Source organism: Mesorhizobium sp. M2A.F.Ca.ET.039.01.1.1 (assembly GCF_003998035.1).
GTDB lineage: Bacteria > Pseudomonadota > Alphaproteobacteria > Rhizobiales > Rhizobiaceae > Mesorhizobium.
Map to the genome: position 1 here is coordinate 1 of NZ_RZRY01001384.1, position 712 is coordinate 712.

At 65.6% G+C, this 712-nt stretch carries 1 protein-coding gene; it reads left to right on the plus strand.

Features of this window, described 5'->3' with window-relative positions:
- On the plus strand, nt 1-334 hold a 334-nt coding region (locus EOA24_RS40005; protein WP_281059951.1), incomplete at its 5' end, for an FAD-linked oxidase C-terminal domain-containing protein.
- Between the last annotated feature and the right edge of the window lie 378 nt (nt 335-712).

Here is a 712-nt window from a genome sequence, read left to right on the forward strand (position 1 = left end):
AGACGCCTATGTGGCGCGCATCGAGGCCGGGCTGAAGCGGATCGACGCCGCCTACGCGCCCTATGTCTACGGCCATCTCGCCGACGGCAATCTGCACATCTCGATCAATTGCGACGGCCCGCTTCCGCATGAGCGGCACGCGGCGATCGAGGACGTGCTTTACCAGGGCCTGCGCGAAGCCGGCGGCTCGTTCTCGGCCGAGCATGGCGTCGGGCTGGAGAAGCGCGAGGCGTATGAGCGCTACGCCGACCCAGTGAAGCGGGATTTGGCGAAGGCGATCAAGGCGCTGATCGATCCGGGTCATGTGATGAATCCGGGGAAGGTCGTGGGGTGAGATCGGTGGGCTAGCCTTGAGATGCGGGCGGGAGAGCGCCCCCTCTGGCCTGCCGGCTTTCGTCGCTCGAAAGCAATCAGGACAGAGGGGTGTGGCGGAACGCGGCGCTGCCCTCTTTTCTTGGCCCCCACGAATGTGGCCAGGGGATGCACACATCTTCTGTGACGGGCGTGACTGATCAGGCCTCGGCTCGATTGCCAGGTGGTTCCCCCAATCCGTCGCTGCTTCGCAGCGCCACCTTTCCCCTCCTCCGGAGGGAAAGGAGGGGAGCGTTGCTGGACGAGCGTTGACGGCAAAAAGCTTGGCGCCTTCCTCTACCCCGTCGATCGGGGGAGAGGAGGCTCGGCGAAGCCGAAACGGAGAGGGGGAGCGCCGACG